The organism is Rhizobium sp. MHM7A (assembly GCF_005862215.1).
In the GTDB taxonomy this organism is placed as follows: domain Bacteria; phylum Pseudomonadota; class Alphaproteobacteria; order Rhizobiales; family Rhizobiaceae; genus Rhizobium; species Rhizobium bangladeshense.
In genome coordinates this window covers 1-26,263 of the sequence record NZ_VCHT01000003.1, presented here as the reverse complement: position 1 = coordinate 26,263, position 26,263 = coordinate 1, and the positions used below count along the sequence as shown (strand labels likewise).

The following is a 26,263-nucleotide window of genomic DNA, read 5'->3' as shown; positions in this document are numbered from 1 at the left end:
TACATGAAGTGTCAGCACGTTGCCAGCGGGCAATGCCGCTTTCCCCGCAAACGGCGGGCTTGCCGCAACGCTATTTCGCGCCGCCTTCCACCCAGGAATAGCCAATGGAAAAGCTATGTTTGCCGTCACCGAAGAGGTAGGGCAGCGTCAACGTGTTCAACTCTTTCAGATGAATGCCCGATTTCACGAGATCGCTGGCAAAAACTGGAGAAATGGTTGGGTCATTTGCCGTTTCACCGCGCCAGACGACGAGCACAGGACCCTTGGCAGCCGCATATTCGGGAACTCCGGGGCCTGGAAAGAATGGAATTACGACCGGAACGTCGGGAAACCGCAGCCTCATATTGCCTGCCACGAACTTCGTTCCGGCCACGATCAGGACAGGTTTGCGGGTCTTGGTCAGCTCGGCCACGTAGCCGGAGAAAGGCACGTTCGTTCTCGTATAGGTGCCGATATACTGAATGGCGACGATCCTGAGCAGAAGTATCGCCAGGATGACGGTCATGAAGACAGGCACGACGGGCCGGAAACGCGCAAGGCCGGCGGAAAGATCCAAGCCTGCGGTTTCGAGTTTCAGGAACAGATAGATCAGCAGGACGAGCAGGCACGGATCGAGCCATCGCTCATGTATATCGCTCGCGCCGGCGAAGATAACGACGCCGACGAAGGCAAGCAGGCTGACGATCATCATCCGTTCGATCACCCGGATCATCGGACTGGACGCGGAAAGCGCACGGAAGAAATCGCGTCGGAAGGCTGCTGCGATAAGCACGATCGGCAGTGCGACGAAGCCGATAACGGCGATGACGAGGGACAGCAGTCCCTGTCCGATGCGCGGGAGGCCCGCGGCTGCCTCGTGGTCGGCGGTCATCCGCTCCATGGTCGGGGCCGAAGCGCTGACGAGATTGTCGGGCAACCAGAGCGCATGCGGCAGAATGATCAGAATGGCGATTGCGAACGCTGGCAGCAGACGCCAGTCGAACAGGCGGCTGCGCCACTTTCGGTCCATCATGACGGCGACGAAGGCGGCAAATGGCAGGATGGCGAAATTGTATTTGGAAATCAGCCCGATGCCGGTGGCGATGCCGACGACGAGGTAGCTGCCGATCGTCGGCTGTCGAAGTGTGCGAAAAAAGCCGAAGAGGAAGAGCGAGGTCGCAAACAGCAGGGCAACTGTGTGAGTGAGTTCGCGCTGCGCCATCAGGCCGACCTGCGGCAGGGTAATCAGGCTCAACATGGCAATGGGCGGGAGCAAGCGGCTCTTCAGCACCTCGCGGGCAGCCAGCCCGTAAAAAAGATAGCAGCCGAAGAGAATGATATTCTTCGGAACCGAGAGGGCCCACATTGTGATGCCCGTCACCGAGACGATGGCATATTGGATCCAGTTGTAGAAGGGCGGTTGCGGACCGTAGCCAGCGAGAAGATATTGCGAGTAGAACGATTGCTCGGCCTCATCGAGATCGAGCGTATGAGGGAGCGCGACGCGGAGCGCGATGTTCAGCAGAAAATAGACTGCCAGAAAAATGCTGGCGCTCGTGATGCTTCTGGTAATGCGCTCCAACATCGGTCTCCAAGTCAAGCGGGCGAGGCGCCGTCATCCGTCGGTCCGCTGCGGGGATCGTCGGCCATGAAGCGATCTCGCCGCCATCGCCATCAACTCCGCCGTTGTGCGCAACCTTCATTTCTCCTAAAACGCCTGCGACGGGACCGAGGCCCATGCCGACGCCAAGCGAGGAATGCCTACTACATGAAGAGTTCGACCGTTGAAAGCCAGCAGTCCTGGTTTATGCGCAATCGCATGACGGCGCTGACGGTCGTTATTGTCGCAGCCTATGCGCTCTTCGTGCAATGGTTCTGGGGTTGGCCGGTCATCATTGGCCAATGGGCCGATGTCGGGGCTGGCCCCGTGATCGGCGCGCTCGTGGCTCTGACAAGTACCTATTTCCTGCGGACCTGGCGCATCTACGACTATTTTCCGAAGGAAGCGGCGGGCCGGTTCGCGACCCTCTTCCGCGTCACGCAGATCCATAATCTGCTGAACATCATGTTGCCCTTCCGCACCGGCGAGACCAGCTTTCCGTTATTGATGCGCACCGAATTCGGCATTCCCCTGACGCGCGGAACCTCGGCGCTCCTGGTCATGCGGCTGCTCGACCTGCACGCGCTTCTCGCGGCCGCCGGCATCGGCTTTGCGTTTGCCGCGGCCGATGCGCTCATCGCATGGTCGCTTTGGGTGGTCTTCCTGCTGCTGCCTGTCGCAGCGTTCGCCGCCCGCAAGCCGCTGTTGCGCGTGGCCGCCAGGCTGTTGCCTGCGAAGCTGCAGAAATTCGTCGTCGAGATCGAAAACGGGCTGCCGCTTGATGCCGCAGCCTTCGCGCGCGCCTGGGCGATGACCATCGTCAACTGGTTGGTGAAGGTGATCGTGCTCGCATGGGCGCTCGACCTGATGGGGGTGCTGCCGATGGCGGCAAGCTTCGGCGGCGCGCTCGGCGGCGAACTCTCCTCCGTTCTGCCGGTGCATGCGCCCGGAGGTGTCGGCACCTATCCCGCCGGCATCACCGCCGGCGCCATTGCGCTTGGAGCGTCGAGCGAGCGGATGGCGCTGGCCGCGCTAGCGCAGGCGAGCGTCAATGCGCATCTCCTGATCATCGTCTCGGCGCTGACAGGCACGGCGATCTCATTGCCGCTCGGGCGCCGCGGCAAGCTCTGAAATCCGCTTCCGCAGAAAGGCCAGCTCTGGCTCCTGCCGACAGAGCGACAGTGCCCTTTGATAGGCTGCGATTGCCTCTTCGGTGCGGCCGAGCCTGCGCAGGAAATCCGCACGCGCCGCATGGGCGAGGTGATAAGCCTTGAGCTCCTCGCGCGCTAAAATGGCATCGACCAGATCCAGCCCCTTTGCCGGTCCTTCGGCCATCGAGATCGCCGCGGCGCGGTTGAGCTCGATGACGGGGGAGGGCTGCGCCGCCAGCAGCAGGTCGTAATAGAAGGTGATCCGCCGCCAGTCGGTCTCTTCGGCGGTCAGCGCCCTGACATGCTCGGCAGCGATCGCCGCCTGTACCGTATAGGCGCCAATCTCTGCCGCCCGCATCGCCTCGGTGAGCAGCGCCAGGCCTTCCGCGATTTTTGCGTCGTCCCAGAGCGAGCGATCCTGATCGGCAAGCAGGACCAGCGCCCCCTGCTCGTCGCTGCGTGCCAAGCGGCGGGAATCCTGCAGCAGCATCAGCGCCAGCAGACCGCGTGCGTCGGGATGTGGCAGCAGCGTCAGAAGCAGCCGCGCCAGCCTAATCGCCTCTGCGGTCAGGTCTGCGCGTACCACGTCTCCGCCTGATGAGGCGGAATAGCCCTCGTTGAAAACGAGATAGATGACGTGCAGCACCTGATCCAGCCGCTCTGGCAATGAATCGCGGCCCGGCACTTCGTAGGGGATATTCGCTGCCCGGATCCTGTTCTTGGCGCGCACGATCCGTTGGGCGACCGTCGGCGCCGGAACAAGGAAGGCATGGGCGATCTCTTCGGTAGTCAATCCGCAGATTTCCCGCAGCGCCATCGCCGTCTGCGCGTCGGCGGGAATGGCGGGATGGCAGCAGGTGAAGATCAGCCGCAGCATGTCGTCCTCGATTGCTTCCATATCGCCAATCTCCGTTTCGTCGACGCTGTAGAGGCTGTCCTCGATGTGCTGCTGCGAGGCATCGAAGCGCGCTCGCCGCCGGATGGTGTCGATCGCCTTGAACCGTCCCGTCGAAACCAGCCAGGCGAACGGATTGACGGGAATGCCATCCGTCGGCCATGTCCGGGCGGCCGCGGCAAAGGCATCCTGAAGCGCTTCCTCCGCCCGGTCGAAATCCCCGAGCAGGCGGATCAGTGTCGCCAGCACCCGGCGCGACTGCGTTCGATAAATCTCCTCGATCACATTTTCCAAGGGCACCTCAGTCCGGCAGTGTGAGCGTCCGAACGGGCCTCAGTTCGACCGCGCCGTAACGCGCCGATGGGATTCGTCCGGCGATCTCTTTCGCCTTCACCATATCCGGCGCCTCGATGACGTAGAAGCCGGCAAGATGCTCCTTCGTCTCCACATAGGGGCCATCGGTTGCGGACAGCCTGCTGTTTCGAACGCGCAGGACGGTTGCCTGGTCAGGCATCTCGAGCGCATCCGAGTGGATCATGATGCCTTCGCGGAGCAGTTCCTCGTCGAAGGCCAAATGTGCTTTGATGAGTTCGCTGGTTTCATCAGGCGTCAGCGTGCCGTCGGTGTCGGCGCAATTGTAGATGAGGCAGATGTAGCGCATGGCTATCTCCCGTCCTGGATCGAATAAGCGGGGCGCACTTCAATCGAGCAATATTTGAGGATCGGAAAACTGGACACGATCGTCTGCGCCTCGTCGATGGTTGCCGCTTCGATCAGTACGAAACCGCCGAGATGCTCCTTGATTTCGGCAAATGGGCCATCGGTCGCGGAGACTTCGCCATTGCGCAGGCGCACCGTGATCGCTGTTGACGGTTCGTGTAGGGCGAGCGCCACCTGCAGGTGACCGCTTTCGCGCCAGCGATTGTCGCTGATGATGCACTCCTGTGTGAGCGCATCCCACTCGGTCTGAGGGACCTGCTTGCTTTTTTCCGTGTCGAACCAGATCTGGCATAGAAATTTCATCGGTTTCTCCTCATTTAGCGCCGAATTCGTGGATTGGTCGCACCTCGATCGCGCCGAGTTTGGCGAGCGGGATGCCGGCGGCAACGCGGACGGCGTCGTTCAGGTCCTTGGCTTCGATGAGAATGAAGCCGCCGAGCGCTTCCTTCGTCTCGGAGAAGGGGCCATCTGTCACCGATGTCTCGCCGCGGCGCACCCGAACCGTCACCGCCGATGTTGGCGGCTGCAGCGCCTGCGCGACAATCATATGCCCGCTTTCCACCAGGTCCCTGTCGTAATTCAGGGAATTCGCGTCGAGTTCGACTCTCTCCTCTTTGGTCATGGCGTCGAGTATCGCGCCATCGAACCAGACCTGGCAGAGATATTTCATCGCGGACAGCCTCCTTGCAGGGTTTCTATACCTCTGGACGAACGGGCCGCGCACATTTCGACAGCGCCAGGAAAAATCTTTTGTGCCGGTCACCTGTCGAAATCGCGGGACGGCACTCGACAAGGCCTCGTCAAAGCCTGTCGAGGAGAACTGAAATGAGTATTCTTGAAATCGCGCTGGCAAGCCAGATCTGGGCACGCCGCCATGAGAGGCGTCAATTGGGGCTCGACGATGCGGATGCGGTGAAGATTCTTCTGCGTACCGTCTTCGTCGTCATGGCCTTTGCCCTGCTGATATCGGGGCTGAAACTTGCCGCCGGCAGTCCGTCGACGCTTGTGGCGGGCTCGGCGCCCGCCGTGGCGGAGAGATGAGGATACGGCCTATTGAAAGGCCGTCTCAAAGAAGCTGCGCAGTTTGCGCGAATGCAGCGCTTCCGGCGGCATGGCCGCAAGCTTCTGAACGGCGCGGATGCCGATCTGTAGGTGCTGGTTCACCTGCGTGCGGTAGAAGGCCGTCGCCATACCGGGCAGCTTCAGCTCGCCGTGCAGCGGCTTGTCGGAGACGCACAGCAGCGTCCCATAGGGCACGCGGAAGCGGAAGCCGTTGGCGGCAATCGTCGCCGATTCCATGTCGAGCGCGATCGCCCGCGCCTGCGAAAGCCGCTTCACCGGCCCGCGCTGGTCGCGCAGTTCCCAGTTGCGGTTGTCGATTGTGCCGACGGTGCCGGTGCGCATGATGCGCTTCAGCTCGAAACCTTCGTAACCGGTGATTTCGGCAACGGCCGCTTCCAGCGCCACCTGGACTTCGGCCAGCGCCGGGATCGGCACCCAGACCGGAAGGTCGTCGTCAAGAACATGGTCCTCGCGCATATAGGCATGGGCGAGAACATAATCGCCGAGCCGCTGGCTGTTGCGAAGACCGGCGCAGTGGCCGAGCATCAGCCAGGCATGCGGGCGCAGCACGGCGACATGGTCGGTGATCGTCTTTGCGTTGGAGGGGCCGACGCCGATATTGATCATGGTGATCCCGGCATGGCCCTTCTTTTTCAGATGATAGGCGGGCATCTGCGGCAGGCGGGTCAATGTCGCGTCCGTTTCCGGCACGCTCGAGCCGGGTAGGGTGACGATATTGCCGGGCTCGACGAAGGCGGTGTAGCCGTCGCCGCCCTCCGCCATCAGCTTGCGCGCCCAGCTGCAGAATTCATCGATATAGAACTGGTAGTTGGTAAACAGCACGAAGTTCTGGAAATGCTCGGCATGCGTCGCGGTATAATGCGACAGACGGGCGAGCGAATAGTCGATGCGTTGCGCGGTGAATGGCGCAAGCGGCGAGGGCTCCCCCGGCGGCGGAATATATTCGCCGTTGGCGATCTCATCATCGGTGGTGTTGAGGTCGGGGGTGTCGAAGATATCGCGCATCGGAACGTCGACGAAGGCGGCGGCCGAGGCTTCCACATGCGCGCCCTCGCTGAAGGCGAAGTGCAGCGGGATCGGCGTCGACGATTCCGAGACGACGATCGGAACATTGTGGCTCTTGATCAGCAGCGACAGCTGCTCCTTCAGGTAATGCTTGAAGAGTTTCGGCCGGGTGACCGTCGTCGTGTAGATGCCGGGCGCCGTGACATGGCCGTAGGAAAGGCGCGAATCGACATGGCCGAAGCTCGTCGTCTCGATGCTGACCTGCGGATAGAAGGCGCGATACCGCGAGGCGATCGGAGCGCCCTGGGCAAGCTCGGTGAAGTTTTGGATCAGGAACGCCGTATTGCGTTCGTAAAGCGCAGTCAGCGTCTCGACGGCCTTGGCGGGATCATCGAAGCTCTCAGGCTGGAAAGGGGGCGGAGAGGAGATGTCGAGGGGCGACAGAGGGGAGATTCGTTTGTTCATGGCGCATTATAGAGAGTTGTTTTTGACAAGCAAACGACGCGCGCCGGCGGAATCCGATTTTTTATCCTGGTGTGGGCCTGATGCGGTCATCGCACCGTCGGCGCACAGAAGGTCCCGCTTGTTTCGAGGCAGGTATAGATCGCACCGAAATGCGACTGTGTGCCGCCGCCGCCATTATGCACGACGACCGCTGAAAATGTGACCGCGAAGATCGCCGCGAACAGCGTGATGATGCTGAAACGTCTTGCCAGGATATAGTAGTTCATCTCAAGCCCCGATACGCAACTTAACCGTGACATGAGTTTTGCCACGCGTCGGCTGAACGAGTGCTGAGATGCCGGTTCATCCGCCGTTCAGCTTGCAAGGCAGGTTCGGGGCTACTGCAGAAAATCGGCAAGCCGAGAGGACTTCGAGGCATGCCGGCATTTTCGACCGGCATGGATTGTGGGTTTCGGAATGATTGCCACGACGGGCTATCGCGTCAGAGCCGGGTCCAGGTCTGCGTCTTGCAGAGGATCTTCAGCACGCAGCCCTGCATCTTCAGCGAATTGCCGGAAACCTCTCCTGAGCCGCTATAGGTCTTGTCGGCGGCGGGGTCGGTGATCTCGCCGGAATAGCTGCCGCCACTCCCCGCAAGCGTGCCGATCTTGCGGCCGCTATATTTGCCAGTTTTCAGCGTCACGCAGTAACCGCCACCGCAGGCTGCAATCACCGCCGTTTCGCCGGAGGCCGTCTTCCAATTGCCGACGATCGGCTCCTCAGCACGCGCGGTGCCCGCGATCACGGCGATGGCGCCGGCAAGAATGAAACTGCGGATCATCTTTTCCTCCCTGATGTTCCTCTGACCGGCCGCGAAAATAACTGACGCGAACGTAAAGGTAAATAGAGCCGAATGCCTGTTCGGCGCTCGCTGAAAGCGGTCGAAAGGCCGGCTATGGAGCTTTTAAACCTGCAGCCTGCTGATTTCATGATGAACGGTCCGTTTATTTCCGAATCTAAATCTTTCGTAAAATTCGAGCGAAAATCCTTAAAGCCCAGGGAATCCGATGTTTAACGAAAACCCAATTTTACCAAGTATTTGCAATTTGTTTGTCTCAAATTAATCATGCATTTTAGGCGTTTTTTGAAAGCCGTTTGGCATAGTCAAACCATCAAACGAGCGGGGAAAACCCGCCGGACCGGAAGGGCCGCAAAGCCGCGATAGATGGCAAGGTCCGAAGGTAAAACAGGGTAAGTCATAAACAGGCTAAACAGGGATAAAACCGATGGCACGCTTTGAAATGCACAATGCTGAAACGGCCACCATGGGTGGCGATAACAACAGCGCCGATGTCTTCTGCGAAATGGGTCTGATGTATGCGACTGGCCGAGGCTGCGCCGTCGATCTCGTTGCTGCTCACAAGTGGCTGAACATCGCCGCAATCAAGGGCAATGACCGCGCCGCCGAGCTTCGCGCCGACGTGGCCGCCGCCATGAACAAGATGCAACTCGTGGAAGCGTTGCGCGCTGCCCGCGAATGGATGACCGTTCACTGATGCATGTCCCCGAGCGTGCAGCGGCGGATAGCGTCATGCTTGAAAAGAAAGAGCTGAAGCGCGCCGCATGAAGTGTTTCATGTGGCGCGCTAGCGCTGAAGTGTCAGAGCGCCCTGGGCGTCCGGAAAGCACGCACGGCGCTCTGTCAGACCATTTGAAGCCGTGACGGTTGAGCCCGTCCATGATTCAGTTTCTGATGCGGAAAATACTGATGGGCGGATGACTGTCGGCGTTGACGTATCTCGAACGTCCTTTGTTCGACGAGGCGACACCTTGTCGATTGAAACGACACCCTGGAGATTGGAAACATGGCGCTCAAACGAATGGACAACGTCGGAATCGTCGTCGAAGACCTCGAAGCGGCGATTGAATTCTTCCGCGAACTCGGCCTCGAGCTCGAAGGGCAGGCGACGATCGAGGGAGAATGGGCCGGACGTATCACCGGACTGGGCGATCAGCATGTCGAGATTGCCATGATGCGCACGCCGGACGGCCACAGCCGGCTGGAGCTCTCCCGCTTCCTCACACCGCCTGTCGTGGCAGATCATCGGAACGCCCCGGTCAACGCGCTCGGCTACCTCAGAGCTATGTTCACCGTTGATGACATAGACGAAACGCTCGAAAGGCTCCGCAGGCGCGGGGCGCAGCTTGTCGGGGAAGTCGTCCAGTATAAGGAAGCCTATCGGCTCTGCTACATCCGCGGGCCTGAACGGCTTCTCATCGGACTCGCCCAGGAACTCAGCTGAACAGTGCGGAGAAGGAAACGGCGACGGCTCCTTCATCGGCTTCGCTTCTCCCGCTTTGTCAGGCGAGCGTCTTCAAGACCTGCGGCAGCGCTTCCTCGAACAACTCCATATCAGCCTCCGGCCCAACGCTGACGCGGATGCAGCGATTGAGCGGCGCGACACCCGGCATGCGGATGAAGACGCCATGCTCCATCAGGCCATCGACGATCGTCCGCGCATAGGCGCCGTCGCGGCCGGTATCGATCGCCACGAAATTCGTCGCCGAAGCCAGCGGCTCAAGGCCGTTTGCCCGGGCAATGCGGCCGATCCGCTCCCGCGCCGCATGGATTTTCCCGACCACTTCGGCCAGATAGGCCTGATCCTTGAGCGCGGCCAACGCTGCGGCCGTCGCCAACCGGTTCATGCCGAAATGATTGCGGATCTTGCCAAAGGCCTGCGCGGTGCCTGATGTCGAGATCACGTAGCCGGTGCGTGAGCCGGCAAGTCCATAGGCCTTGGAAAAGGTCCGGGTGCGGACGATGTTCGGAAGATCGATGAGCGAGGCGATCGATGGCAAGGAATTTGCCGGCCCCGTTTCGCTATAGGCTTCGTCCAACACCATCATCGTGGTCTCCGGCAGCGCCCGGGCGAAAGCGACGATCCTGTCGGCGTCCCACCAGCTTCCCATCGGATTGTCGGGATTGGCGAAATAGACAAGCGGCGCATTCTCGCGCCTGACGGCTTCGAGCAGCCCGTCGAGATCCTCGCGATCGTTCACGTAGGGGACGGTCACCAGCCGGCCGCCGAAACCGGCGACATGGAAATTGAAGGTCGGATAGGCGCCGAGCGAGGTGATGACGGGCGCGCCCGGTTCGATCACCAGCCGGACGATCTGACCGAGCAACTCGTCAATGCCGCTGCCGATAGCGATATTGGCGGCAGGGACGCCGAGATGGGCGCCAAGCGCTTCCCTCAGCGCGAAATTTTCCGGGTCATTATATTTCCATATGTCGCGCGCTTCTTCGCGCATCGCGGCAAGCACGGAAGGAGCCGGGCCGAAGCCGTTTTCATTGGCGCCGATGCGTGCCAGGACGGCGCGTCCCCGCTGACGTTCGATGGCCTCGGGACCGACGAAGGGAACTGTGGAGGGCAGGGCGCTGATGAGGGGCGTGAAGCGCGAGAAGGCGGACATGCGAAAGCGGTTTCCCGGACATGTTGAATTCAGGCGCAACAATAGGCCCGGGCACGGCCAAGGCAAGCAAGATTATTCCGTTACCACAGTGCCCTCGGCGCATCTTTTTCAAAGGGCAGGGCGGCGTAGCACTTTGAATTGCCGATAATTTGTCCTTGGATCGCTTTGGGTCCAACGGACTTATATGGCGCCGGACGCTGACCTCGTTTCCCGGAAGATCGGTGCACGCCGGGCGTCGATCGCTTCCATGTTGCCGACAAGGAAATCGGCGCGCACGACGCGGCGCAGAACATCGGGATCCAGCAGGTTGATGAACCGTACACCGACGCGTTCCTTATGGCGGTAGACCTCGGCGCAACCGATCCGATAGGCAAGGCCGAGAATATTGAGATAGTAATGTTTCGGCAGACCGGCGGTGGTCGAGACGATGAAGGTTGCACCGCCTTGCGATATATCAATGATCTCGGCGCTTCGCATTGAGACGCCGGTGAGGCACGGCCGGACGGCCACGATGCGGGCCGGACGCTTCACGTTGAATTCTTCCCAGCGCAGATCGTAAATGGCGGATTTGACCGTTGCAAGGTGTGTGGCGCGGAGCATAGTCATCTTACATTCTCCGTCAGACAGGGCACAGTTGGGTTCTTGCTCTGGAGCAAGCTGATCTTGCTTCAGCCACGGTCACATGAATGTTTTGCACATTCGTCAAACATAAAAAGACAATTTTAACGAGTTCAAATTTTGTTCCCAAGCGGGACGGCTGATGTTCACGATCGGAACGCCAAATCGAATTGCGGACTGCACGCCGACGGATTTCGGCGAATTCTCGAACTATTTCAATGACCGGGCGTTCTGCCTAGACCGATGAAGCACAGCGCGCTTCGATGACGACAGCGAGGAGTTGAAGATGACCGACATCAGAATCCCTGGGAAATCATGGGTCGTAGTCTGCAATGGAGCCAAGGCCCTCATAATGCAGAACGCCGGCGATGCCCAACTGATGAATCTGAAGGTGTTGGAAACCCTGACGCAGCCGAATGAACCCGATCGCGAGATCGGCGCTGACAAGCCCGGTCGCAGCCATGCCGCAGATGGATTTAGCCGCAGCGCTGTCGAAGAGACCAGCTGGCAGGAGCAGGCCGAGACTCAATTTCTGAAACATGTGGCGGAGCGAATGGACGAGCTGACCCAGGCAAAGGATGCGCGACGTATCGTCCTCATTGCGCCGCCGAAGGCGCTCGGCACCCTCCGGCCGGAGCTCAGTGCCGAGACGCAGGCGGCGATATCGGCGGAACTGGCGAAAGACTACACCAATCTGCCGGTCGACCAGATCGAGCGGCATCTGGCCGCGTGATGACGACGGAGCACTGAGCTGACGCGGGCCCCGTGGCCTGCCTTTCTTGTTGCTTCAGACCGACGGTCTCTCCCCGGCGAACAGATCTTCATGATCGGCAAATAGCGCCGACAGGCGGTCAATGACCGTCCTGACTTCAGGCCTTTGCCGCTCGTCGTCATGCGCGACGATCCACATCTCGTAGGTCAGTTCGTCGATGACAGGCCCGGCGCGCACGAGCCTGCGTTCCTGGTCGCCGATGAAACAGGGCAACACGCCGCGGCCGGCGCCGCCGCGGATCAGATAAAAGAGCATATGCGGCGTATTCGTCCAGCTGGTGATCCAGTAATCCGGCTGTTCGAAAGTCCATTTGTCAGCCGGCGTGATGGCGGAGTCGGTGCCGAGCGAAATCCAGTTGCAATTGGCCTCGTCATAGCTCGCCGCCTGATAAACGGCATGCGCCACCTTGACTGAGCGGCGGATTGCGACGTTGCCGCTGTCCGGCCGGCTGTGGCGAATGGCGATATGCGCCTCGCGATAGGTGAAATCGACGCTCGCGTCACAGGTCTTGTAACACATGCGGAAACTGTCCTTCGGCGTCCAGACGCTGGCCAGGTGGTCTGCGATGAAGCGCGACGTCCAGCTGTCGACGACCGTCGAGACGATCGGCAGCGTCAGCACTTCGCCCCGCCAGTCGGAAATTGCCCGTGCCGCATCCTGCATCAGCCGGACGCGATCAAGCAGCTCCTGCCCGTCCTTGGCCAGGAGGTAGCCGGTGGGGCCGCGGGTGAACAGCGAACGGCCGGTCACCCGTTCGAGCGCCAGCATGCGCCGTCCGATCGTCGGGGCGCTGAGCCCCGTACGCGCCGCCGCCGCCGAAAGCCCACCGCCGGTCGCGACATGGAAGAATAGTTGCAGATCGTCCCAGCTCGCGTCTTTCATGGATGAAAACCCCCTTTCCTCCGCGCCTCTACATAGCGACGGCATTAAGGCCTAGCTCAAGTACTCCAGCAATAGATGGAGGATAGGCAATGCTTCTCAACTGGGTAGTACTCTACAAGGAAGTCGCGTCCCGCAATTGGCGGATGCGCCGCGATCCCATGGCCGATCCGCTCGACGGCCCGGAATGGCGCGGACTTCTGTGGATCATTCCGATCATCGCGCATCTTACCTCAGTAAGAGGCGAGACGAGGAGGCCGCGCCGCGATAGGGCAGCGATTGGAGATGGCCTCAGGTTTCGAAGCTCAGTCTTAGCACGTGGTGCAGGAATTCCGGATTGAGCAGCATGTTGAAGCTGATCGTCACCAACTCATCTTCACGCTTGACGACGGTGGCACCGATCTCGTCATGGATGCCGAGTATTTCGAGAAAGAAATGGCTCGGCATCTCCAGGCTGGGACTGACTTCGAGCACTGCGCCGGCAAGCGTGATCGTACGGATCAGACAGCGTACCTGGGTACCGGTGCTGAGGTGATGGCCAACGAAGATGATGTTGCCGGGCCTGTCGAGGTTGAATTCCCTGTAGGCACGTTCCGGCTTGGGGTGTTCTGTATCGAGGTGCATCTGAAAGGCCCTTTTAGCCTCCGCTCATCGTAGGTAGAGAATAACGCAGGAGTGCTGACAATTGCTGAAGATCATCGTTAGGATTGCAGGCTTTTGCTGAGATCGGCCGGAAAATGCACAGATTTCCGGCAGACTTGCTCCAAATTCGTGCATTCTTCGGGGATTTGCACTGTTCTTGACATGCCGACGGCGATCGCGCATACAAAGTCCGGTTCGAGGCACCAGCCGCTCGCGGATGAAGATCCATGGTGAAGTCCTCGTGATCATGGTCACGGCCCCTGTGCATGCTGACTGACGGCAATGCGAGCTCCCATCTGCAGTCGAAGAGCATGCCTTGCGAAGGCTCACTCCATGACGACCTATCCCGGCATTGAAGAACTGAAGGCCCAGGCCAAGCGCTTGCGCCAGGCGATGAACGATCGCGGCACCGCGCTGACCCACAGTGCGGCCTTGGAAATGATTGCCCGCCAGCACGGCGCGCGTGACTGGAACACGCTGGCGGCTCTTGCGGCAAGACCCAACGCGGCTCCGAAGACGCCGCTCTTCGTCGGCGCCCATATCCGCGGCCGCTATCTCAATCAGCCGTTTGCTGGCGAAATCCTCTCGCTCTCGGCTCTGCCGGGCGGTCTCCACCGGATCACCATCCACTTTGACGAAGCGGTTGACGTGGTCACCTTCGAGAGCTTTTCAGCCTTTCGTCGGCGCGTGAGTGCACAGATTGATGCCGACGGCGTCTCCCCAAGGAAGACTTCGAACGGCGTGCCTCATCTGGTGCTCGATCTCTGATTGCTCTTTCATTTGAGGCCCTCCGCACAAGCGTGTTCAAGCCGGGTCGGATGTCGCCTGATATTGCACGGATTTCTCCATGACCAATTTTTCTCAAGACAATGCCTTTCTTTCCGGCCCGCTGCCGGGCGTTTTTCTCAAGACGGCAGCGCCGATCGTCACGATCACCACACTCAACGGCCTGTTTGCCGTTGTCGACGCTTATTTCCTCGGCGCCTATGTCGGCCCGGATGCGCTGTCTGCCGTCAGCCTTATCTTCCCGGGGCTGATGCTGTTGGTGGCTCTGCAGGCGCTGGTCTCGAACGGCATGGCGAGCGTTCTCGCACGCCGGCTGGGCGCCGGCGACCGCCGAGGAGCATGCCTTGTATTCGCAGGCGCCCATACGCTAGCGCTAGCCGTCGTTCTCAGCCTCAACACAGTCTACTGGACCCTCGGCAGGTCGATCATCAACGCTGGCGCCGTCGGCAATTTCGCGGTGGCAGACGGCGCCATGCTCTTTATGGGGGCGATGATCGCCTCGGCGCCAGTGAGTTTCTTCTTGTCGCTGCATCTCGATGGGCTGCGCTGCGAAGGCAGGATCGGCTTCATGACGCTGGTGACGCTATCGGCCTCGCTGCTCAACATCCTCGCAAACTGGCTGTTCATGGCCGTGCTGCATTGGGGCGTGCTGGGCTCGGCCGTCGGCTCCATCGCGTCGCAATTGATCTGTCTTGCGGCCGTTATCGTCTATCGGTGGCGCCGGCCGGCGACGCTCAGGCCTTCTCCCGCATTCGCCTTTCTGGAATGGCGCGGCATCGTCGCCTTGGGTGCGCCCATGAGCCTCGGCTTCATCGGCATATCGCTGTCCTCGGCGGCGATTCTGGTCAACGTCTCGCTCTGGAACACGGGTGATCATAGCGCCACCGTCGCCGCCTACGGCATCATCACCCGCATCCTGACATTCACCTATCTGCCACTGCTTGGCCTCAGCATCGCCCTGCAGACGATTGCGGGCAACAATCACGGCGCCGGACTCAGGCTGCGCGTCGGCCACAGTCTGAAGATCGCCATGCTTTCGGCACTCGCCTACTGCAGCCTGGTGGAGATCACCTTGGAGTTGCTGGCCGGTCGCCTCGGCGCCGTTTTCGTGGGCGATCCAGCCATTGTAGCCGAGGTCGGGCGAATTCTGCCCTGGACGATCGGGGCCTATTTCCTATTTGGGCAAACGCTGATCCTCTCGTCTTATTTCCAGTCGATCGGCGATGCGCCGCGCGCGGCTATCTTCGGTCTGTCGCGGCCTTATCTTTTCGCCCTGCCGCTGACTTTCCTTATGCCCGTGGTTGTCGGCGAGCAGGGAATTTGGATGGTGCCGGTCTTCGCCGAGGCATGCATGGGCGTCCTTGCCGTGCTGGTCCTGTCCGAGAACGCCAGGCGCCACGGCTGGCGCTACGGGCTTCTGCCCGCCTGAGATGAGAAAGCCGCGCCTCGCCGGCGCGGCTTCTGTCATCGCCATCTAGTCCCTGCGGCTCTGCGCCGTAGATGTCGTGGCTTCGGGCTCATTAGCACCCCGACGCTCTTGCCGCCGAGCGTGATGGTGACGATCTCCGCGCTGAGATAGTCGCAGGCAGCGCATGTGGTCTTCATCTGGTAACACTCCATCGACGGCCTTGATCGGGACGCCGTCATAACAGCATCGAAGACGGCATTCGCCTTTACGCCTTCAGCAGCCATTCGTGCTCAGCGGCATTGTGGAATTTCCAGATCCGCTTCGGTCCGGCCATGACATTGAGATAGTAGAGATCGTAGCCATGCGTTGCCGCGCAGGGATGATAACCCTTCGGCACCAGCGTCACGTCGCCGTCCTCGATCGCCATCGCTTCGTCGAGCGAGCGGTCGTCTGTATAGACGCGCTGGAAACCGAAGCCCTGCGGCGGATTGAGACGATGATAGTAGGTCTCTTCCAGCAAGCTTTCGTTCGGCAAGTCGTCCTGGTCGTGCTTGTGCGGCGGATAGGAGGAGGTATGGCCGCCCGGCGTAATCACCTCGACGACCAGCAGCGAATGCGCCGAGTTGTCGTCTTCAGGCATGATGTTGTTGACGTAGCGCACATTCGTGCCTTTGCCGCGCGTCAACTGCGGATGGGTGCCCGGCGGGATCGCCTTCGCCTCATAGGTGCCGCCGCCAGGGGCCGAGCAGACGGCGAGCTCCAGATCGGTCTCCGCCGTTACCGACCACTCCGAGCCCATCGGGATATAAAGCGCATGCGGAGCCCCGTCGAAGGGATTCATCCGCTCGCCAAGCGTCCCGAAATCCTTTGTACCGGCCGACGCCTTGCCCTTGCCGGTCACCCAGACAAGGCAGACTTCCCGATCGTCGGTCTCTCCCGAAACCGTCTCGCCGGGCTTCATCCGGTGCAGATCGAAACCGACATAGGTCCAGCCGGCGCTTTCAGGGGTGATATGCGTGACGCGGCCATGCGTGCCTGATGGTTTCACCTTGAGGTTTGGCATTGGTGTTTCTCCTCGTATTTATGACTGCGGCCCCTCATCCGGCTGCCGCCACCTTTTCCCCGAGGGGAGAAGGAATTATGCCGCGCTGCTTCGTTCTCCCATCAGGGAGAAGGTGCCCGAAAGGCGGATGAGGGGGCGCCTTGCTCCGGCAGTTCGTTCAGCCTATCCCCGCGGTGTGGGGAGGGGTCTTTCGTTCCGTTATCCCTTTGGAAAGCCTTCCGTTTCCACAGTGTAACCAGCCGCCGTCATGACGCGCATCAGCTCGGCATGGCCGATCTCTGCCATCTTCTGCGGCGGCGCCTTGCGCGGATCCTGTTCGGCCTCGACGACGAACCAGCCTTCATAGCCGTGGTCGGCGAAGCGCTGGACGATTGCGCCGAAATCAAGCGAGCCGTCGCCCGGCACGGTGAAGGCGCCAAGCGCCACCGCGTCGAGGAAGGATTGGCGGCTGCGGTCGAGCCCATCCACCACGGATTGGCGAATGTCCTTGACGTGGACGTGGTTGATGCGGGCGTGGTGATTGTCTATGGCGCGCAGCACATCGCCGCCGGCAAAGGCCAGATGCCCGGCGTCGAGCAGCAGCGGAATACCTTCGCCCGAATTGCGCATGAAGGCGTCAAGTTCCGGTTCGGTTTCGACGACGGCCGCCATGTGGTGGTGATAAGAGAGCGGCATGCCCTGCTCGGCGCACCATTCGCCGAATTCGGTAACGCGGCGCGCATAGGCCTTCATCTCGTCTTCGGAGAGGCGCGGCTTGGTCGCGAGCGGCTTTGTGCGGTCGCCCTGGATGGAGCGGCCGACTTCGCCATAAACGATGCAGGGTGCATTGACCGCTTTGAAAAGCTCGATCATCGGCGCAATGCGGTCCTTGTTGGCGGCAAGCTCCTCATCGACGAGCGTGCCGGAGAACCAGCCGCCGCACAGCGTGACGTCGGCGGCGCGCAGGATCGGCAGCATCTCCTCCGGGTTGCTGGGGAAACGGCGGCCTTGCTCCATGCCGGTGAAACCGGCGCTGCGCGATTGCCGCAGGCATTCTTCGAGGGACACATCGTCGCTGAGCTCAGGAAGGTCGTCGTTCCACCAAGCGATAGGCGACATGCCGAGTTTGGCCTTCATCAATATTCTCCTTAAAGATACGGCGGAGGAGCGGACCCGCTCCCCCGAAAAATGGCGGTGTTCAGCCGATGCGCTGGGAGGCACGGGCTTCGACATAACCCTTGCGCGCCTTGTTGACCTCTTCGCGCGGGCTGACTTCCGGTACCGCGACGTCCCACCAATGGCCGCCGGCCTCAGTGGTGATCAAGGGATCGGTGTCGATGACGAAGACGGATGTACGATCATTCTTCTTCGAATCGACGATCGCCTGCTCAAGTTCCGCGATGGAGCTGACCTTGACGGCGATGGCGCCCATGCTTTCGGCATGCGCGCGGAAATCGATCTCCGGCATCACCTCGTAATAGGAGTCCTTGAGCAGATTGTTGAAGTTGGCCCCGCCGGTTCCCATCTGCAGCCGGTTAATGCAGCCATAGCCGCGATTGTCGAGTACGACGATGTTGAGCTTGAGGCCGAGCATGACCGAAGTGGCGAGCTCGGAATTCATCATCATGTAGGAACCGTCGCCGACCATGACGACGACGTCCCGCTCAGGACGCGCCATCTTTGCGCCGAGGCCGCCGGCGATTTCGTAGCCCATGCAGGAAAAGCCGTATTCCATGTGATAGCTGCCAGGCGTCGTTGCGGGCCAGAGCTTGTGCAGTTCACCGGGCAGACCGCCTGCAGCGCACAACAGCGTTGTGTTCTCGCCGCCGATCGTGCGCGCCACCGCGCCGATCACCTGCGCATCGGAGGGCAGAGCGGCATTGGTCGTCGCCATTGCCTTAGCCGCAGCCTCCGTCCACACCCTCTTCTCGGCCGCCGCTTTCTCGGCAAGCGCTGCCGGCGCCTTCCATCCAGAAAGCCCTGCGGAAAGCGCCTTCAGCCCTTCGCGGGCGTCGGCGACGACCGGATGGCCGTCGTGTTTCACCGCATCATAGGCGGCGATATTGAGCCCGATCATCTTCAGGCTGTCGTTCTTGAACAGCGCCCAGGAGCCGGTGGTGAAATCCTGGCAGCGCGTACCGACGGCGATGACGAGATCCGTCTCCTCCGCGATCGCATTCGCCGCCGATGTGCCGGTGACGCCGACCGAACCGAGAGCCAGCGGATGGGTTTCGTTGATCGACGACTTGCCGGCCTGAGTGACGACGACCGGAATGGCGTGGGCCTCGGCAAAGGCCGCGAGTTCCCTTGTTGCCTGCGAATAAAGCACGCCGCCGCCGGCAACGATCACCGGCTTCTCAGATGCCTTGATCAGCGCGATGGCATTCGCCAGCTCGTCGGCATCCGGCTGCGGACGACGGGTCGCCCAGATCTTTTCCTCGAGCAGGCTTTCCGGATAATCAAAGGCTTCGGCCTGAACGTCTTGGCAGAGCGACAATGTCACCGGGCCGCAATCCAGCGGATCGGTCAGCACCTGCATGGCGCGCTTCAGCGCCGTGATGATCTGCTCCGGCCGAGTGATCCGGTCGAAATAGCGCGAAACCGGTCGGAAGGCATCGTTGGCGGACACCGTGCCGTCGCCGAAATCCTCGATCTGCTGCAGCACCGGATCCGGCGCACGGTTCGCGAAGACGTCGCCCGGCAGGAAGAGAACGGGAATGCGGTTGACGTGCGCGACGCCTGCGGCCGTCACCATATTCAGCGCGCCGGGGCCGATCGAAGTCGTGCAGGCCATGAAGCGCGTGCGGAAATTCGCCTTAGCATAGGCGATCGCGGCATGCGCCATGCCCTGTTCGTTATGAGCGCGATAGGTCGTCAATTCCTCGCGCACCTGATAAAGCGCCTCGCCGATCCCGGCGACGTTGCCGTGGCCGAAGATCGCCCAGACCCCGCCGAAGATCGGCACCTTTTTGCCGTCGATGACTGTCATCTGCTTTTTGAGGAAATGCGCGACGGCCTGCGCCATCGTCAACCGAATCGTCTTGCCCATCGGGGCCTCCCGAACGTTTAACTTTTGTCCATCTTCCCTTCCCCAACCCCTCCCCACAAGGGGGAGGGGATAAGCTCCTCGGCCTCTGCATTCCCGCCGCGACATTTCATCCCGAGGATGCTTGGTCATGGCGTGAGGCGGCGCCTCAAGTTAACTCCCTCCCTTTGTGGGGAGAGGTTGGGGAGGGGCTTGTTTCTTAGTGAAGCCCGCGGGTTTTCATCCACGCCTCTGTCAATTGCCGGAAACGGTCGGCCATGTCAGCAATCGCCGCTTCGTCGTTCATTTCGCCCGAAAGCCAGGCGCGTGCCGCATCGGCAAAGATCGTCCGGCCCACCGCAAAGCCCTTCACGGAAGGGGCGGCCAGCGTCGCCTCGAAGCAGGAGATCAGCTCCTCGGCCGGCGCCTCGAGACCGAGCAGCACGATGCCGCGGCACCATGGATCGTTTTTGGCGATCACGGCATCGATCTTCTTCCAGGCTTCGCCGGAGGCTTGCGGCTCCAGTTTCCACCAGTCCGGCTTGATGCCGAGTACATAGAGTTCCTGCAGCGCGGTCGCGACCGTATCGTCGGTGAGCGGTCCGTTCTTGCCGGCGATGATCTCCACCAGCAGCTCCCGGCCCACCTTTCGCGCGGCCTCGAAAAGCGTGCGCAGCTTCTCCTGCTGCTCCGCCTTCAGTTCGGCCGGATCATCGGGATGATAGAAGCACAGGCATTTGATGCAATGGTCGAGCGGCCATTCGACAAGCTGCGATCCGATATCCTGGCTGAATTCGAAGCGCAGCGGCTTAGAGCCCGGCAGTTCGACAGGCCGGCCGATCCACGAGAAATTCTTCGTCGCCGCGTCGAAGAAGGCGTCGCGGCCGAAACGCTCATCGATCAGCATGCCGTAGCCGTCGCGGCCGTTCGAAACGCGCGCGGCGGCCTCGACCGCCAGCCGCTTGAAAGCGACGATCTTTTCATGGCCGACGCCGAGCTCATCGGCGACGCTGACCAGTTGCGAGCGGTGGTCGATCGCGAGCGCCATCAGAAGCGGGATTTCGCCGCGGCGGGTGGATGCCCAGTGAATATGGTTGATTGCGTCGTCCTTGCGCAGCGCACGATGCTTGCTGCCAGTCTTCAGAAAGAAGTCGAGTTCCGCCCAGGTCGGATATTCCGGCGAGCAGAGCAGGCGCGAGACAGCGAAGGCGCCGCAGGCATTGGCCCAGGTGGCGCAGGTCTGCAACGGCTCATCACGCAGGAAGCCGCGCAGGAAGCCGGACATGAAAGCATCGCCGGCGCCAAGTACATTGAAGACTTCGATCGGGAAGCCCTGGCCGACGATGCCGGCTTCGAGATCGTCGGCGATCGGCCCGTCATAGACGATGCAGCCCATCGCGCCGCGCTTGAGCACGATCGTCGCCGGCGTAAGGCGGCGGATTTCCTTCAGCGCGCCGAGCACGTCGTCGGCGCCGGAGGCGATGAGGATTTCCTCTTCGGTGCCGACGATAAGGTCACAGTCCGGCAGCGTCTCCTTCATCTTCGAAGAGACGCGATCGGATTTCACGTAGCGCTCGAAGCCTTCCGCATGGCCGGCAAGCCCCCAGAGGTTTGGCCGGTAGTCGATGTCGAAGATCACCTTGCGGCCGTTCTCCTTGGCGATGCGGATCGCCTTGCGCTGAGCAGCCTCGGTGTTGGGTCTCGAGAAATGTGTGCCGGAGACGAGAACGGCGCGCGACGATTTGATGAAATTTTCGTCGATATCGCCTTCCTCGAGCGCCATGTCGGCGCAGTCGGAGCGATAGAAGATCATCGGCGACACGCCCTCGGCCTCGACCGCAAGCAGCACCAGCGCCGTCAGCCGCTCCTTGTCCGTGACGATGCCCTCCGTCGCCACACCTTCGCGCGCCGCCTGCTCGCGGATGAAGCGTCCCATCTGCTCGTCACCGACGCGGGTGATGAGGCCGGATTTGAGGCCAAGCCGCGCCGTGCCGATGGCGATATTCGACGGGCAGCCGCCGACGGATTTGGCGAAGGAGGCGATATCCTCCAGCCGCGAACCGATCTGCTGACCGTAAAGATCGACCGAGGAGCGGCCGATGGTGATTACATCAAGCGCCGGCTCCGGCTGTGAACCCGGATTCGATTGTACCATGATGTCCTCCCGCTAGATTTTGCGCGGCTTCCAGTGCCTGCGAATTTCAATAATGAAACATTGGTTCCGATATTTTGTCAATTCGGAATGTTTATTCCATTTTCGCTTTTCCAGCTTTTGGATGTTGATGCTTGCGGCGCCGTTCTGCGATTGCGACCGGCAGCGCCATGGTTAGCGCCATCGAGGCCGAAAGCGAGCGGAAACCGGCGAAGTCGGCTTCAGCCACCTCGAACCAGTGCGTGGCGCAGGCGGCAAGCGGCGAGAAGGCCGAATCGGTGATAGCGATGACGGGGACGCCGCGATCGGCAAGCTCCTGACTCTGGCTGAGGCTGTCGGCCGCATAAGGGGAGAAGCTCGCCGCAATCGCCGCATCCCTATGGGTTGCGAACTGCACCATCTCAGGATCGACTCCGTTCGGCGAGGCGACGATCTGGTGTCGGATGTTGAGCTTGGAAAATGCGTATGTCATATGCGCCGTCAGCGGATAGGAGCGCCGCTTCGCGATCAGATAGATCGTCTCGGCGGCAGCAAGGACATCCACGGCCTTCGTGAACGTCTCGCTCTGTACCGTCGCGGCCAGCCGGTTGACCGACTGGTTCGCCGCGGCAATGAATCCGGAAAGCAGATTGGCGTCTTCATCGTCGCCGCTCGATTGCTCCAGTGTGACGAGCCGCTCTTCATAGCTCAGCGTCCGGTCGCGCAGCCTTTCGCGGAAGATGCTCTGCAGGTCGGAAAAGCCTTCGTAACCCAGATGATGCGCCAGGCGCACCAGCGTCGAGGGCTGGACGTCGGAGGCGGCCGCGATGCTCGCCGTCGTGCCGAATGCGATTTCATCGGGATTGCCGAGCGCGAAAGCGGCGACCTGGGCCAGCCGCTTCGGCATGCTCGCCTTGCGTTCGATGATGGTGCTGCGCAGGCTTTCGAAATCACGCGGCACGCGCGCGTGCCTTTGGGGGTCGTTATCCATGCTTGCGGCTCGCCGGATGAAACAAATATTCCATATTGTCGAGCATAGACGATTTCAGATGGAGCGCCTAATTGTTTTTAATCGCCTGTAATTGAAGCAACTTGGAGCGGAATTCGCTGGAAAGACGCGAAAATGCGTCACCTGTCGTCCCTTGTCAAAATGATCCAAATATTCCAAAAATCCCTGCGCAGCCTTGGAGGAGACGAAAAATGAAGCCACTCGGTATCGGTTTGATCGGCACAGGCTATATGGGCAAATGCCATGCGCTGGCGTGGAATGCGGTGAAGACCGTGTTCGGCGATGTCGAGCGTCCGCGTCTCGTGCATCTGGCGGAAGCCAATGCCGCGCTTGCCGAGGCCCGTGCCGGGGAATTCGGTTTCGAGAAGGCGACCGCCGACTGGCGGGCGCTAATAGCCGATCCTGAAGTCGACGTCGTTTCAGTCACCACGCCCAATCAGTTCCACGCCGAAATGGTGATCGCAGCCCTGGAAGCAGGCAAGCATGTTTGGTGTGAAAAACCAATGGCGCCGGCCTATGCCGATGCCGAGCGCATGCTGGCGACGGCGGAGCGTTCCGGCAAGGTCGCCGCTCTTGGCTATAATTACATTCAGAATCCCGTCATGCGGCACATCAGGAAGCTCGTCGGCGGCGGTGCGATCGGTACGGTCAATCATATCCGCGTCGAAATGGACGAGGATTTCATGGCTGATCCCGAGGCCTTTTTTTATTGGAAGAGTGAGCTTTCCGCCGGCTATGGCGCGCTTGACGATTTCGCCGTGCACCCGCTGTCGTTGCTCTGGTATCTTTTCGGCCATGTCGAGGCCGTCATAACAGACATGGTAAAGCCCTATGCCGATCGTCCGCTAAGCGAGGGTGGCCGCCGTGCCGTCGAAAATCACGACGCCGCCAACGTGCTGATGCGACTTGGCGGCGGCATCTCCGCCGTGTTGATGGCGAATCGCGCCGCCTGGGGTCGCAAGGGGCGCATCGCCCTGCAGGTTTACGGCTCGAAAGGCTCGATCCTCTACGACCAGGAGCGCATGAACGAGTTTGAACTCTATCAGGCAGAAGGGCCGGGCTCGGAACAGGGCTTCCGCAAGATACTGGCGGCGCCTGCCCATCCGCCCTATGATCGCTTCATTCCGGCCCCCGGCCATGGTCTCGGTTTCAACGATCTTAAGATCATCGAGTGCCGCGAGCTGATCCGGGCAATATTAGGCGAGCCGTCGTCGATCGTGACATTTAAAGACGGTCTCAGGATAGAGAAGTCGGTGCATGCCATGGCACAGTCCTTCCACGAGCGTCGCTGGATCGAGATCGGCTGAATGTAAGAAGCCGCTTTCCGTTGACGGCGCATAGGGCAGGGGATAGGCCTTGGCGTAAGTGTCGAGCCTAGTTTCAGGAGTGAGATCGTGACGGATAGAGTGGTAATCATCGGCGCGGGGCAGGCGGGTTTCGCCTTGGCAGCTAAACTGCGTGCTTTGAAGGATACCCGTCCGATCACCCTCATCGGCGCCGAGGATGTGGCACCCTATCAGCGTCCGCCGCTTTCGAAGAAATATCTGCTCGGCGAAATGAGCTTCGACCGCCTGCTGTTCCGCCCGGAACACTGGTATGCCGACAACGACGTCGAGCTTCGCCTCTCGACCTGGGCCGAGCAGATCAAACGGGACAGCAAAGAGGTTCTGCTGCAGGACGGCTCCGTTCTCAACTACGGCACCTTAGTGCTGGCGACCGGCTCGACGCCGCGCCGGCTGCCGGCGGCCATCGGCGGCGATCTTGAAGGCGTCTATGTCGCCCGCGACAAGCGCGATGCCGATCTGCTGGCCGACGAAATGCGTCCCGGCCGTCGTGTCCTTATCATCGGCGGCGGTTACATCGGCCTCGAGGCTGCGGCCGTCGCCCGCCATCGCGGCCTCGAGGTCACTGTCATCGAGATGGCCGATCGCATCCTGCAGCGTGTTGCAGCAAAGGAAACGGCTGACCTCATGCGCGCCGTCCACGAGAGCCACGACGTGGTGATCCGCGAGAAGACCGGCCTGAAGCATCTGGTCGGCAAGAATGGCCGCGTTTCCGGTGCCGCCCTTTCCGACGGCTCCGTCATCGACGTCGATTTCGTCGTCGTCGGCATCGGCGTCGTGCCTAACGACCAGCTTGCGAAGGAAGCTGACCTCGAAGTCGCCAACGGCATCGTCGTCGACGAATTCGCCCGCACCTCCGATCCGGCGATTTTTGCGGCCGGGGATTGCGCCGCGCTTCCATGGCAGGGTGGGCGCATCAGACTCGAATCGGTGCAGAACGCCGTCGACCAGGCCGAAGCTGCGGCAGCCGTCATCACCGGCGGCAACGAACCCTATGAGCCGAAACCCTGGTTCTGGTCCGACCAGTACGACGTCAAGCTGCAGATCGCCGGCTTCAATCTTGGTTATGACGACACGCTGCTGCGTCCCGGTGCCCGCGAAGGGGCGCATTCGGTCTGGTACTTCAGGGAAGGTCTGCTGATCGCTGTCGATGCGATCAATGACGCAAAAGCCTATGTGACCGGCAAGAAACTGCTGGAAGCCGGAATCAATCCCGATCGATCAATTCTCGCCGACCCCTCGGCTGATCTCAAGAGCCTGTTGAGCTGAGTCCGGGAGCGAGCTCCCCGCAAGGCGTGTGCGCCTGAAAGAAGATCGCCCGAACTTGCGGGGCGGGCGCAGACCAGTGGCCGTCCCCGTCCGCCTGTCAAAAGCCGAAAGGCCGGCCGCTGCATTTCTTCTGGTGAAAACTCAAAAAACCCTTGCATTCACAAACCGCTCACCCTAGTTAGGCCGCACCGGAGAGGTGGCCGAGTGGTCGAAGGCGCTCCCCTGCTAAGGGAGTATACGTCAAAAGCGTATCGTGGGTTCGAATCCCATCTTCTCCGCCACCTCGATTTCCCCAACGCATGTCGCCGCTTATCATCAGGCGGGAATCGCTGTCGCTCAGTCGGCTATCTCTGCCACATGCGTGATCGGGGATGGTTTCACCCGAAGAGAGAATCGCCGGCGGGAATCACTTACGCGCTTCTGCTCTTCAAGCGGCAGCGAGAGCGGATCGGTGAATGTCCGGTTACGCTTTCGGGAACCGCCTTCTCTTCCCGCAGCAGCCAGTTCTTGTCCAAAAAGTGCCTTGAATATGTCGAGAGACGCGTGTCCAGCTGTTTGTCGAGTTGGCCTAAACGACGGCAGAATCAGGATTTTCTTAACAAAGCATAAAGGAAATCGAGGCCGGTTGCCCGACTTGTGTCCTTTCAGCAACAGACTGACGGGAAGGCTCGGTGAAACCCCTCCTTCGAGTAAGTTGGTGATTGCGTGACGGCTGCCGTCTTGTATTTTCACCATCGGAAGCAAGGGCGACGGATCGTCCACTTCTTGAAACACGGGAATGGGGCAGGGAACGCTGCTCAGCGAAAGATCCCAGGCCCGATCGAAACTTTGAATTGGAGGTCATTTATGAACATCAAGAGCCTTCTTCTCGGCTCCGCTGCTGCTCTCGCAGTAGTTTCCGGTGCTCAGGCTGCTGACGCTATTGTTGCTGCTGAGCCGGAACCGGTTGAATATGTTCGCGTCTGCGACGCTTACGGCACCGGCTACTT

The 26,263-nt window shown here is 60.8% G+C and carries 29 protein-coding genes and 1 tRNA gene; 12 read left to right on the top strand and 18 right to left on the bottom strand.

Annotation, left to right across the window (positions count from 1 at the left end):
* Positions 1-70: 70 nt before the first annotated feature.
* On the bottom strand, positions 71-1,564 hold the full coding sequence (locus tag FFR93_RS12950) for a glycosyltransferase family 39 protein (RefSeq protein ID WP_138393519.1): 1,494 nt from the start codon (positions 1,562-1,564) through the stop codon (positions 71-73).
* 183 nt (positions 1,565-1,747) lie between these two features.
* Between FFR93_RS12950 and FFR93_RS12945 the strand changes: the two genes are divergently transcribed.
* A complete protein-coding gene (locus FFR93_RS12945; RefSeq protein ID WP_138393518.1) occupies positions 1,748-2,710 on the top strand; it encodes a lysylphosphatidylglycerol synthase domain-containing protein in 963 nt (320 codons plus the stop codon).
* Here FFR93_RS12945 and FFR93_RS12940 read toward each other — a convergent pair.
* The 4 genes from FFR93_RS12940 to FFR93_RS12925 are packed head-to-tail and all read right to left on the bottom strand — an operon-like array spanning position 2,678 to position 5,015.
* Positions 2,678-3,919 carry an RNA polymerase sigma factor gene (locus tag FFR93_RS12940; RefSeq protein WP_138393517.1) on the bottom strand — a complete coding sequence of 414 codons (1,242 nt, stop codon included), beginning with the start codon at positions 3,917-3,919 and terminating at the stop codon, positions 2,678-2,680. The genes FFR93_RS12945 and FFR93_RS12940 overlap by 33 nt on opposite strands.
* Positions 3,920-3,926: 7 nt before the next feature.
* Complete coding sequence (locus tag FFR93_RS12935) at positions 3,927-4,286, bottom strand: YciI family protein (protein WP_064706700.1); 360 nt, start codon at positions 4,284-4,286, stop codon at positions 3,927-3,929.
* Between the two features lie 2 nt (positions 4,287-4,288).
* Positions 4,289-4,648 carry a YciI family protein gene (locus FFR93_RS12930; protein ID WP_138393516.1) on the bottom strand — a complete coding sequence of 120 codons (360 nt, stop codon included), beginning with the start codon at positions 4,646-4,648 and terminating at the stop codon, positions 4,289-4,291.
* Between the two features lie 10 nt (positions 4,649-4,658).
* A complete protein-coding gene (locus FFR93_RS12925) occupies positions 4,659-5,015 on the bottom strand; it encodes a YciI family protein (RefSeq protein WP_138393515.1) in 357 nt (118 codons plus the stop codon).
* A 155-nt stretch (positions 5,016-5,170) separates the two neighbouring features.
* Here FFR93_RS12925 and FFR93_RS12920 point away from each other — a divergent pair, with 155 nt between their 5' ends.
* Complete coding sequence (locus FFR93_RS12920; protein WP_246661310.1) at positions 5,171-5,386, top strand: hypothetical protein; 216 nt, start codon at positions 5,171-5,173, stop codon at positions 5,384-5,386.
* Positions 5,387-5,395: 9 nt separating this feature from the next.
* Here the strand turns inward: FFR93_RS12920 and FFR93_RS12915 are convergent, their stop codons facing one another.
* From FFR93_RS12915 to FFR93_RS12905, 3 genes are all read right to left on the bottom strand, one after another.
* The gene (locus tag FFR93_RS12915) at positions 5,396-6,898 is read right to left on the bottom strand and encodes an AMP nucleosidase (RefSeq protein WP_138393513.1); all 1,503 of its coding nucleotides are present in this window, start codon (positions 6,896-6,898) and stop codon (positions 5,396-5,398) included.
* 86 nt (positions 6,899-6,984) lie between these two features.
* On the bottom strand, positions 6,985-7,164 hold the full coding sequence (locus tag FFR93_RS12910; RefSeq protein ID WP_138393512.1) for a hypothetical protein: 180 nt from the start codon (positions 7,162-7,164) through the stop codon (positions 6,985-6,987).
* Positions 7,165-7,379: 215 nt separating this feature from the next.
* Entirely contained in the window at positions 7,380-7,718 is a 339-nt protein-coding gene (locus FFR93_RS12905; protein ID WP_064706706.1) for a DUF2147 domain-containing protein, read from the bottom strand.
* A gap of 445 nt (positions 7,719-8,163) precedes the next feature.
* On the opposite strand from FFR93_RS12905, the gene FFR93_RS12900 reads away from it, so the two are divergent.
* Both FFR93_RS12900 and FFR93_RS12895 read left to right on the top strand, forming a co-directional pair.
* Complete coding sequence (locus tag FFR93_RS12900) at positions 8,164-8,433, top strand: sel1 repeat family protein (protein WP_011424668.1); 270 nt, start codon at positions 8,164-8,166, stop codon at positions 8,431-8,433.
* 308 nt (positions 8,434-8,741) lie between these two features.
* Positions 8,742-9,179 (top strand): VOC family protein, encoded by a 438-nt coding sequence (locus tag FFR93_RS12895; RefSeq protein ID WP_138393511.1) that lies wholly within the window; start codon positions 8,742-8,744, stop codon positions 9,177-9,179.
* A gap of 58 nt (positions 9,180-9,237) precedes the next feature.
* On the opposite strand, the gene FFR93_RS12890 is transcribed toward FFR93_RS12895, so the two are convergent.
* Together FFR93_RS12890 and FFR93_RS12885 are read right to left on the bottom strand one after the other, a co-directional pair.
* On the bottom strand, positions 9,238-10,350 hold the full coding sequence (locus FFR93_RS12890; protein WP_138393510.1) for a pyridoxal phosphate-dependent aminotransferase: 1,113 nt from the start codon (positions 10,348-10,350) through the stop codon (positions 9,238-9,240).
* Positions 10,351-10,530: 180 nt separating this feature from the next.
* Complete coding sequence (locus FFR93_RS12885) at positions 10,531-10,956, bottom strand: hypothetical protein (RefSeq protein WP_064706709.1); 426 nt, start codon at positions 10,954-10,956, stop codon at positions 10,531-10,533.
* A 298-nt stretch (positions 10,957-11,254) separates the two neighbouring features.
* Between FFR93_RS12885 and FFR93_RS12880 the strand changes: the two genes are divergently transcribed.
* Entirely contained in the window at positions 11,255-11,701 is a 447-nt protein-coding gene (locus FFR93_RS12880; protein WP_138393509.1) for a host attachment family protein, read from the top strand.
* 54 nt (positions 11,702-11,755) lie between these two features.
* On the opposite strand, the gene FFR93_RS12875 is transcribed toward FFR93_RS12880, so the two are convergent.
* Entirely contained in the window at positions 11,756-12,622 is an 867-nt protein-coding gene (locus FFR93_RS12875) for a LysR family transcriptional regulator (protein ID WP_138393508.1), read from the bottom strand.
* 89 nt (positions 12,623-12,711) lie between these two features.
* Here FFR93_RS12875 and FFR93_RS41430 point away from each other — a divergent pair, with 89 nt between their 5' ends.
* The gene (locus FFR93_RS41430; RefSeq protein WP_138393507.1) at positions 12,712-12,960 is read left to right on the top strand and encodes a hypothetical protein; all 249 of its coding nucleotides are present in this window, start codon (positions 12,712-12,714) and stop codon (positions 12,958-12,960) included.
* Here the strand turns inward: FFR93_RS41430 and FFR93_RS12865 are convergent.
* The gene (locus FFR93_RS12865) at positions 12,911-13,243 is read right to left on the bottom strand and encodes a hypothetical protein (RefSeq protein WP_064706712.1); all 333 of its coding nucleotides are present in this window, start codon (positions 13,241-13,243) and stop codon (positions 12,911-12,913) included. The genes FFR93_RS41430 and FFR93_RS12865 overlap by 50 nt on opposite strands.
* Before the next feature lie 351 nt (positions 13,244-13,594).
* Between FFR93_RS12865 and FFR93_RS12860 the strand changes: the two genes are divergently transcribed.
* Together FFR93_RS12860 and FFR93_RS12855 are read left to right on the top strand one after the other, a co-directional pair.
* Complete coding sequence (locus FFR93_RS12860) at positions 13,595-14,029, top strand: glyoxalase superfamily protein (protein WP_171049178.1); 435 nt, start codon at positions 13,595-13,597, stop codon at positions 14,027-14,029.
* A 79-nt stretch (positions 14,030-14,108) separates the two neighbouring features.
* Complete coding sequence (locus tag FFR93_RS12855; protein WP_138393505.1) at positions 14,109-15,476, top strand: MATE family efflux transporter; 1,368 nt, start codon at positions 14,109-14,111, stop codon at positions 15,474-15,476.
* A 35-nt stretch (positions 15,477-15,511) separates the two neighbouring features.
* On the opposite strand, the gene FFR93_RS40835 is transcribed toward FFR93_RS12855, so the two are convergent.
* From FFR93_RS40835 to FFR93_RS12830, 6 genes are all read right to left on the bottom strand, one after another.
* A complete protein-coding gene (locus FFR93_RS40835) occupies positions 15,512-15,652 on the bottom strand; it encodes a hypothetical protein (RefSeq protein WP_171049175.1) in 141 nt (46 codons plus the stop codon).
* Positions 15,653-15,720: 68 nt separating this feature from the next.
* Positions 15,721-16,518, bottom strand: coding sequence for a 5-deoxy-glucuronate isomerase (gene iolB, locus FFR93_RS12850; protein WP_138393504.1), 798 nt, complete (start codon positions 16,516-16,518; stop codon positions 15,721-15,723).
* A 198-nt stretch (positions 16,519-16,716) separates the two neighbouring features.
* A complete protein-coding gene (iolE, locus tag FFR93_RS12845; RefSeq protein ID WP_138393503.1) occupies positions 16,717-17,634 on the bottom strand; it encodes a myo-inosose-2 dehydratase in 918 nt (305 codons plus the stop codon).
* Between the two features lie 61 nt (positions 17,635-17,695).
* Complete coding sequence (iolD, locus tag FFR93_RS12840; protein WP_138393502.1) at positions 17,696-19,546, bottom strand: 3D-(3,5/4)-trihydroxycyclohexane-1,2-dione acylhydrolase (decyclizing); 1,851 nt, start codon at positions 19,544-19,546, stop codon at positions 17,696-17,698.
* A gap of 196 nt (positions 19,547-19,742) precedes the next feature.
* Positions 19,743-21,677 carry a 5-dehydro-2-deoxygluconokinase gene (gene iolC / locus FFR93_RS12835; protein ID WP_138393501.1) on the bottom strand — a complete coding sequence of 645 codons (1,935 nt, stop codon included), beginning with the start codon at positions 21,675-21,677 and terminating at the stop codon, positions 19,743-19,745.
* 91 nt (positions 21,678-21,768) lie between these two features.
* Complete coding sequence (locus FFR93_RS12830; protein ID WP_064706719.1) at positions 21,769-22,644, bottom strand: MurR/RpiR family transcriptional regulator; 876 nt, start codon at positions 22,642-22,644, stop codon at positions 21,769-21,771.
* 209 nt (positions 22,645-22,853) lie between these two features.
* On the opposite strand from FFR93_RS12830, the gene FFR93_RS12825 reads away from it, so the two are divergent.
* From FFR93_RS12825 to FFR93_RS12810, 4 genes are all read left to right on the top strand, one after another.
* Positions 22,854-23,969 (top strand): Gfo/Idh/MocA family oxidoreductase, encoded by a 1,116-nt coding sequence (locus FFR93_RS12825; RefSeq protein ID WP_138393500.1) that lies wholly within the window; start codon positions 22,854-22,856, stop codon positions 23,967-23,969.
* 87 nt (positions 23,970-24,056) lie between these two features.
* A complete protein-coding gene (locus FFR93_RS12820; protein WP_138393499.1) occupies positions 24,057-25,274 on the top strand; it encodes an FAD-dependent oxidoreductase in 1,218 nt (405 codons plus the stop codon).
* 190 nt (positions 25,275-25,464) lie between these two features.
* Positions 25,465-25,555: transfer RNA gene (locus FFR93_RS12815), tRNA-Ser, on the top strand.
* Positions 25,556-26,120: 565 nt separating this feature from the next.
* On the top strand, positions 26,121-26,263 hold a 143-nt coding region (locus tag FFR93_RS12810), incomplete at its 3' end, for a porin (protein WP_170960109.1).

Excerpts from the sequence above, each read along its gene's own strand:
- FFR93_RS12925 (WP_138393515.1), bottom strand. The coding sequence starts at position 5,015 with ATGAAATATCTCTGCCAGGTCTGGTTCGATGGCGCGATACTCGACGCC.
- FFR93_RS12930 (WP_138393516.1), bottom strand. The coding sequence starts at position 4,648 with ATGAAATTTCTATGCCAGATCTGGTTCGACACGGAAAAAAGCAAGCAG.
- FFR93_RS12945 (WP_138393518.1), top strand. The coding sequence starts at position 1,748 with ATGAAGAGTTCGACCGTTGAAAGCCAGCAGTCCTGGTTTATGCGCAAT.
- FFR93_RS12905 (WP_064706706.1), bottom strand. The coding sequence starts at position 7,718 with ATGATCCGCAGTTTCATTCTTGCCGGCGCCATCGCCGTGATCGCGGGC.
- FFR93_RS12900 (WP_011424668.1), top strand. The coding sequence starts at position 8,164 with ATGGCACGCTTTGAAATGCACAATGCTGAAACGGCCACCATGGGTGGC.
- FFR93_RS12890 (WP_138393510.1), bottom strand. The coding sequence starts at position 10,350 with ATGTCCGCCTTCTCGCGCTTCACGCCCCTCATCAGCGCCCTGCCCTCC.
- iolD (WP_138393502.1), bottom strand. The coding sequence starts at position 19,546 with ATGGGCAAGACGATTCGGTTGACGATGGCGCAGGCCGTCGCGCATTTC.
- FFR93_RS12910 (WP_138393512.1), bottom strand. The coding sequence starts at position 7,164 with ATGAACTACTATATCCTGGCAAGACGTTTCAGCATCATCACGCTGTTC.
- FFR93_RS12865 (WP_064706712.1), bottom strand. The coding sequence starts at position 13,243 with ATGCACCTCGATACAGAACACCCCAAGCCGGAACGTGCCTACAGGGAA.
- iolB (WP_138393504.1), bottom strand. The coding sequence starts at position 16,518 with ATGCCAAACCTCAAGGTGAAACCATCAGGCACGCATGGCCGCGTCACG.
- FFR93_RS12950 (WP_138393519.1), bottom strand. The coding sequence starts at position 1,564 with ATGTTGGAGCGCATTACCAGAAGCATCACGAGCGCCAGCATTTTTCTG.
- FFR93_RS12825 (WP_138393500.1), top strand. The coding sequence starts at position 22,854 with ATGAAGCCACTCGGTATCGGTTTGATCGGCACAGGCTATATGGGCAAA.
- FFR93_RS12915 (WP_138393513.1), bottom strand. The coding sequence starts at position 6,898 with ATGAACAAACGAATCTCCCCTCTGTCGCCCCTCGACATCTCCTCTCCG.
- FFR93_RS12885 (WP_064706709.1), bottom strand. The coding sequence starts at position 10,956 with ATGACTATGCTCCGCGCCACACACCTTGCAACGGTCAAATCCGCCATT.
- FFR93_RS12880 (WP_138393509.1), top strand. The coding sequence starts at position 11,255 with ATGACCGACATCAGAATCCCTGGGAAATCATGGGTCGTAGTCTGCAAT.
- FFR93_RS12875 (WP_138393508.1), bottom strand. The coding sequence starts at position 12,622 with ATGAAAGACGCGAGCTGGGACGATCTGCAACTATTCTTCCATGTCGCG.
- FFR93_RS12860 (WP_171049178.1), top strand. The coding sequence starts at position 13,595 with ATGACGACCTATCCCGGCATTGAAGAACTGAAGGCCCAGGCCAAGCGC.
- iolE (WP_138393503.1), bottom strand. The coding sequence starts at position 17,634 with ATGAAGGCCAAACTCGGCATGTCGCCTATCGCTTGGTGGAACGACGAC.
- FFR93_RS40835 (WP_171049175.1), bottom strand. The coding sequence starts at position 15,652 with ATGAAGACCACATGCGCTGCCTGCGACTATCTCAGCGCGGAGATCGTC.
- FFR93_RS12920 (WP_246661310.1), top strand. The coding sequence starts at position 5,171 with ATGAGTATTCTTGAAATCGCGCTGGCAAGCCAGATCTGGGCACGCCGC.
- FFR93_RS41430 (WP_138393507.1), top strand. The coding sequence starts at position 12,712 with ATGCTTCTCAACTGGGTAGTACTCTACAAGGAAGTCGCGTCCCGCAAT.
- FFR93_RS12855 (WP_138393505.1), top strand. The coding sequence starts at position 14,109 with ATGACCAATTTTTCTCAAGACAATGCCTTTCTTTCCGGCCCGCTGCCG.
- FFR93_RS12830 (WP_064706719.1), bottom strand. The coding sequence starts at position 22,644 with ATGGATAACGACCCCCAAAGGCACGCGCGCGTGCCGCGTGATTTCGAA.
- iolC (WP_138393501.1), bottom strand. The coding sequence starts at position 21,677 with ATGGTACAATCGAATCCGGGTTCACAGCCGGAGCCGGCGCTTGATGTA.
- FFR93_RS12895 (WP_138393511.1), top strand. The coding sequence starts at position 8,742 with ATGGCGCTCAAACGAATGGACAACGTCGGAATCGTCGTCGAAGACCTC.
- FFR93_RS12935 (WP_064706700.1), bottom strand. The coding sequence starts at position 4,286 with ATGCGCTACATCTGCCTCATCTACAATTGCGCCGACACCGACGGCACG.